Source organism: Aeromonas sp. QDB14 (genome assembly GCF_027707845.1).
Classification (GTDB): domain Bacteria; phylum Pseudomonadota; class Gammaproteobacteria; order Enterobacterales; family Aeromonadaceae; genus Aeromonas; species Aeromonas caviae.
Genome location: NZ_JAPCJD010000128.1, coordinates 1 through 6,158, shown reverse-complemented (window position 1 = coordinate 6,158; position 6,158 = coordinate 1). Strand labels below are relative to the sequence as shown.

General features: G+C 60.6%; 5 protein-coding genes. 1 reads left to right on the top strand and 4 read right to left on the bottom strand.

What is annotated here, in order from left to right; all coding sequences use genetic code 11:
* Positions 1-285: 285 nt before the first annotated feature.
* The 4 genes from rsmF to PG887_RS21535 form a co-directional block, all read right to left on the bottom strand.
* Positions 286-1,716 (bottom strand): 16S rRNA (cytosine(1407)-C(5))-methyltransferase RsmF, encoded by a 1,431-nt coding sequence (rsmF, locus tag PG887_RS21550; protein WP_270822877.1) that lies wholly within the window; start codon positions 1,714-1,716, stop codon positions 286-288.
* Between the two features lie 129 nt (positions 1,717-1,845).
* A complete protein-coding gene (locus PG887_RS21545; protein ID WP_010674752.1) occupies positions 1,846-4,398 on the bottom strand; it encodes an MlaD family protein in 2,553 nt (850 codons plus the stop codon).
* A 51-nt stretch (positions 4,399-4,449) separates the two neighbouring features.
* Complete coding sequence (locus PG887_RS21540; protein ID WP_010674753.1) at positions 4,450-5,058, bottom strand: paraquat-inducible protein A; 609 nt, start codon at positions 5,056-5,058, stop codon at positions 4,450-4,452.
* Positions 5,036-5,680, bottom strand: coding sequence for a paraquat-inducible protein A (locus PG887_RS21535; protein WP_010674754.1), 645 nt, complete (start codon positions 5,678-5,680; stop codon positions 5,036-5,038). Before PG887_RS21535 ends, PG887_RS21540 begins: the two co-directional genes overlap by 23 nt.
* Positions 5,681-5,900: 220 nt before the next feature.
* Between PG887_RS21535 and PG887_RS21530 the strand changes: the two genes are divergently transcribed.
* The coding region (locus PG887_RS21530) for a YebG family protein (protein ID WP_270822875.1) at positions 5,901-6,158 on the top strand (258 nt) is incomplete at its 3' end.

Sequence of the window (6,158 nt, the reverse complement as noted above, 5' to 3'; positions counted from 1 at the left end):
GAAAGCCTAGTCAAAGAGCTGTCACGAGAACACCGTTAGCTTAGCGTACGATTTTTTCCGAATTCTGCGGTTCCCCCAAAAAGGAAGAAAAAAAAAGCCAGGTACGAATTCCTTGTACCTGGCATAGGGGAATTGGCTCCTTGCAGAGCCGTGCGCTAACTGGTATGCGGATAGCCTTAAGCTTAGACAAGGCTCTAGGCATTTCAAGAACCGGATAAAAGTTCAACCAGAGTGGGGGTTTTTAAGACTCGAACAGGCGCTATTTTTGCTCGAGCGACCCCACTCTCACGCATTGAACAGGTTGTTGTCCCGTACCAGCTCCCGGGGCAGGGCATTCTTGATGCGACTCCCCACCCATTTCCCCATGCCGAGCGGGTGCCCCTGGTAACGAACGATCACTTCCCCACTCCCGGCATCCTGCTCTGGCCAGACATCTCGTCCCATCATGAATTCACGGGCATTGGAGGCATCCAGCTCGACGCATCCCTTACTCGCCTCATGGCCGTAAGCCAGAGCCCATTCATGGGTCAATCGATATCCCTTCTTGAAGGTCTCAGCCAGCTTGATGCCGATGCGATCGAAGCGCAGCTTCCCCTGTACCTGCTCGAAGGCGTGAGGGAAGAGCCAGATCTCGTCATTGCGGCCAAACAGTTGGCCATGGGGCACGATGCCAAAATTCCCTTCAATCTCCCGCAGCATGGGGCCAGCCTCTTTCTCTGGCAGCGGCGAGAAGGGGAACTTGCCGAGCTTGCCCGGTTTGAACATGGTGTTGGGCACGGAGTGATGCTTGCGCAACCGGGCGACGAAAAATCCTTCACTGTCGAAGATCTGGGGCCAAACGTGCAAGTATCCCTCCGGTGTACAGGCTTTCTCCGCTCCCGGAAAGAGATCGGCCAACGAGTCAAAGCTGAAGGCATCACCGAACTTCTCCTGCAACGACTGACAGACGGCCTGATTCTCTTGCAGGCTCAGGGTGCAGGTGGAGTAGACCAGTACGCCGCCGGGTTTGAGGGCGTGAAAAGCGCTCTCCAGCAGGCCACGCTGCACCGCGGCAATCTCGTCGATGCTCTCGAGACTCCAGTTGCGCAGCGCGTCTTCATCTTTTCGCACCGTCCCCTCGCCGGAGCAGGGGGCGTCGAGCAGGATGGCGTCGAAGGTTTCAGGCAGCCATTGGCCAAAGACCTTGGCATCGAAATGGGTCATGCCGACGTTGGTCACACCGCAGCGCTGGATATTGGCGCTCAGCACTTTCAGCCTGCTGCTGGAAAACTCGTTGGCGATCAGCATGCCGCGGTTCTCCATCAGCGCCGCGATCTGGGTAGTCTTGGAGCCAGGGGCGGCGGCCGCGTCCAGCAACATGCCATCCCCTCTGGTTTGCTCACTGGCAAAGAGCGCCGTCACCGGCAACATGGAGCTCGCTTCCTGAATATAGAAGAGGCCGCACAGATGCTCGGCCGTGTTGCCAAGGGGGACGCTCTCATCACTGCGGGTGAGCCAGAAGCCGGTTTCACACCAGGGCACGGGATCCAGCTGCCAGCCAAGCGGCGCCATGCGGGCGACAAACTCGGATACCGTGATCTTGAGGGTGTTGACCCGGATGCTGCGCCGCAGCGGCTGCCGGCAACTCGCCACGAATGCCTCCATGGAGAGATGGGATGGCATGAACTCCGCAATGTGACGCAGGAAGTGATCGGGGAGGTAGGTGTTGTCGTGCACGGCGCAATCTCGCTGACCCAAAATGAGGGGCGACATCTTACCACAGTGCGCCGCCCTTCTTGATGGGAGAGTCCATGAGGCCATAAAAAAACCGGCACAAGGCCGGTTTTTGACGAGCAGGGGAATAACTCAGGGCAAGATGCGGGGACTCCACTCCAGCCACTCTTTCTCTGCCTTGGCATGAAGCGGATAACGATGGCCCGCCTTGACGGTCGCGCCCATCTCCCGCTCCGGCGTATTGAAGGCAATCCCGCCCGCCAGCAGGCTTTGCACCGTTTCGACCTCGATGGTGCCACCGGTCAGCCCGATATCGGCCTTGACCCCGGAGACATTCCAGAACCGGCTGTTGGCGCGTATCAGATGGGCGTACTGTCCATCCACATTCACATCGATCAGCACCTCGCTGCCATCCCGGGCCAGGGTCACGCCGGTGACGCTGCCCACCACCATCTTGCGAAACAGCAGGGGGCTGCCCACGCTGATGCCATCGACGGAGGGGCTCTTGAGGGTCAGGGCAAGACCGGCGGGGCCACTCTGGCTCAAGGGGAAGGTCTCCTTGCCAGCCCCTCGGCCCGGTGTCGCCTCCACAAAGGCCCCCTTGATCAGGGTATCGAGGTGGGCAACGCCTCCCAGCCCGACCTTGGCCTGCACCAGTGCATAGCGCGCCCCGGATTGCAGGAAGCGCGCGGCATATTGCTCATTCAGCTCGGCCTTGAAGCTTACCTGGCCCAGGGTCGGATCCAGTTCCACCTGCTCCACCTTGCCGATGTCCACTCCGCGATAGCGGATGGGGCTGCCGACCCCGAGACCCGGGTTGTGATCCGCCGTGAGCGTGAGGGTACGCACCTGGGAGCTTGCCTGCTCCTTGCTGTCAAAGAGCTGATGACTGCTGCGACCTGTCCCCAGCTTGTCGAATTCGATGGCACCACGCAGCAGGGTGGCGAGGTTCCCCATCTTGACCTGCACGCCGTCGAGCCGGATCTTGCCGTCGATGGCGGCCTTCTTCCAGAACTGAGGTTGCTGCTTGAGCAAAGGAGCATAGATGGCATCGATCTCCAGGGTGATGGCCACCCCGCGATCATCGGCATCCAGCGCCTTGACCTTGCCCGCTTCCAGTCCCAGATAGAGGACGGGGGAGCCCACACCGATCCCATCAGCCTGAGCGGCACGAAGCGTCCAGCTGACCGCTTTGGCATGGCGGCTCCCAAGCAGGGCCAGCTCCTGGCTGGGGTAGAGGCGGTCAATCCTGTCACCCTTCGGGGCCTGTACCAGCTTGATGCCCCCCGCCAACCAGGCACTGGCCGGGCTGGTCTCCACCTTGATACCGCTGAGGTCCGCCTCCACCTGCAAGGGGGCGGCGCGATAGAAGCGAGCCCGTTGCAGCAGATGGCGATAACGCTCGTTCACCAGCAACTCGACACTGGCATTGCCGCCGGCATCCAGGGTCAGTGCCCCGAGCTGACCTATCTGCAACCCCTTGAACCAGAGCGGAGCCCCTTCGCTCAAACCGGCGAGATCCTCTGCCTGCAGGGTCAGCTTGATGCCGCCGCGCTGTGCCTGGCTCTCCAGGGTCATGGTGTTGACCCGTTTACCGGGTTCATAGTCCAGACGAATGGCGGGCCCGGCCAGCAGGCGATCCGCATGCTTGATCCCGGCAGGGGAGAGAGAGACCGTCTCCCACACCAGACGACTCTTGCCGGTCACCCGGAACGCCTGCTCGGGGTTGATGAGGGCCGTCACGCTCCGCCCCTGTTCGGTGAGGCGAATGGGGTCGATGCGTCCAATCTCGATGCCCTCATAGAGGATGGGCATCCCTTCCTTGATGGGCAGAGTCCCCGCCTGGATGGTGATGCGCTCACCCCGGGCGGCCTCGGCCAGCCCCTTGTAGAGGATGAAGTTGACCCCCTTTTGCGCCACGGGAGAATCCTTGGGGGAGTCAAACGCAATGCCGCCGCTCAGGATGGAGGTGAGACTGCCCGCCTCCACGCTGACGCCAGCCAGGCTGAAGGAGCCCTTGATGCCGCTGATGTTCCAGAAGCGGGTATCCGCCTTGACGAGGTGCTCGAAGCGCGGCTCGATCACCAGATCCAGGATCACGTTCTGGTTCTCTTCCCCAAGACGGGTGTTGATGACACTGCCCACCTCCAGCCCGCGGAAATAGATCTTGGCACCGATGCCCACCGACCCCAGAGAATCGGCTGTCAGGTGCAGGGTTCGCCCCTGGGCCTGATAACCAGGGGGAGGGCCATCCAGGGCATCGAACTCATCCTCCAGCGGGTTGTTCTCCCGTCCGGGTTGCAGGTTGATGTAGTTGCCGGACACCAGGGTGTCCAGGCCGGAGATCTCGGTCAGTGACGCCTTCGGACTCACCAGCCAGAAGTCGGAGCCCTTGCGTATGAGGGAGCGGGCACGGCTGTCCACCTTGGCCAGCACCGCAATCTTGCGACCATCCTGTGCCAGTTCCAGCTCCTGGACCACGCCGATGGCGACCCCCTGATAGCGCAACTGGGTCTTGCCCGGCAAGATACCGTTGCCCTGGGCAAAGTTGATGCGAATGAGTTGACCACTGCTCGTCCACTGCTGGTAGAGAAAGCCTCCCGCCAGCAAGAGGGCGATGAAGGGCAGCAACCAGACCGGTGATAACCAGCGGTGCTTCTCAATGACGGGCTCAGCCCCGACCATACCGACTCCTTACATTGGCTGTGATGCACAGCGCGTTCGACACAAAAAACATTAACGGGCCGCCTTGTCCCACAACAGGCGGGTATCGAGCATCCTGGCCGACATCATGGTGAGCACCACCACGCCGGCGAACGCCGTCGCCCCGGGGCCGGCACGCACATTGAGCAGCACGCCGCGATCCACCAGGGCCACCATCAGCGAGATGACGAACAGGTCCAGCATGGACCAGCGTCCGATGAAATCGATGATGCGGTACATGACGAGTTGGCGTTTGCGGCGCACCGGCTTGCTGCGCTGCAACTGCCAGCAGATCCAGCCAAGACCCAGGATCTTGCCGATGGGCACGATGATGCTCGCGGTCAGTACTATGGTGGCGATGCCGGACATCTTGCTGCGATAGAGCGCCATGATACCGCTGAAAATGGTATCGGACTGCAATAATCCCTTGTTGTAGAAGTGGGTGATGGGCAGCAGGTTTGCAGGCAACAACATGAAGGTGGCCAGCGCCAGCAGGCCCCATGACCAGGCGAGGGAATGGGGAATGCGCATCTGCAAGGGGGTATGACAACGAGGGCAGCTCATGCCGTGTTGATGGCGCACCAGCAACCCACAGGTATGGCAGCGGCAAAGCCCCAGTTCACGGGCGCTGATCGGGGACATGGTCCGGCTCCCGGGAGGCATGTTGCAGCGGAATCCGCTCCCAGTAAGGGGCAGGATCAAAGAGGATCAGCAACGTCATGTTGAGCAGCATCAGACAACCCAGGCTCAGCAGACCGCCTCCCAGGCGCACGTCGGCGATGTCGATAAGCTTGAACAGGGCGACCAGCAGGCTGACGATGTACACCTCCAGCATGGCCCAGTGGCGAAATACCTCGACCGCTTTGAGGGTCCACGCCAGCAGATGCCAGCGCTTGGCCAGGCCGGAGGCGAGGGCAAAGATCCCGAGCAGCAGCCCTGTCGGCGCCAGCACGGCGCACCAGAGCACCAGTGTTGCCACCCAGAGCTCGCTCTCGGCATACAGCATCATAATTCCCTTGATCAGGTTGGCGTCCGAGTTCACGCCCGCCAGACGAAGATAGATCAAAGGCTCAAAAAACGCGGAAGGCAGCAACAGGAATCCGGTGATGGTCAGCGCCATCAACTGGGAAGGGCGAAAGGCATAGCGCCCATACAGATGCTGATGACAGCGGGGGCAATGGGCGTGACGGCGCAGCGGCAGCAACTTGCGTTCGATCAGCAAGTCACAGGCCGGACAGACAATCACCGAGTGCGGATCCGACATACGATTCAACCTGTTGAAGGAATTGATGAAATTTACCTTAAAACGCCTGCCCTGTCTTGCCGCGCTGCACACCCCCCTTTGAAAAGACGTGTTTTCCGCTGTGAACTGGCCGCCGCCAGCCAAGCAGGGGCTGGCGATGCACGCCGACATGCTGAGGGTATTTGCAATACTGTATATACGTACATATACTTGCGGTCACTATCATCAGGAGGGCGCCGCGATGGCCGTTGAGATCAAGTATGTTGTGGTACGTGGGGGAGTGGAGAAGATGACCTTTGCCAGCAAGAAAGAGGCGGATGCCTATGACAAACTGCTGGACACCGCCGATGAGCTGATGACACTGCTGGCGGGTGCGCCGGTCGCGCTTGCACCGGAGCAGCAGGAGAGTCTGGCCTTTTATCTGGTTCTTCGCGGGATCTTGGGGAAGTGGAAGTTGACAGACAGGGTGCTGGTAAACTGGCTGTCTCCAAACACACCA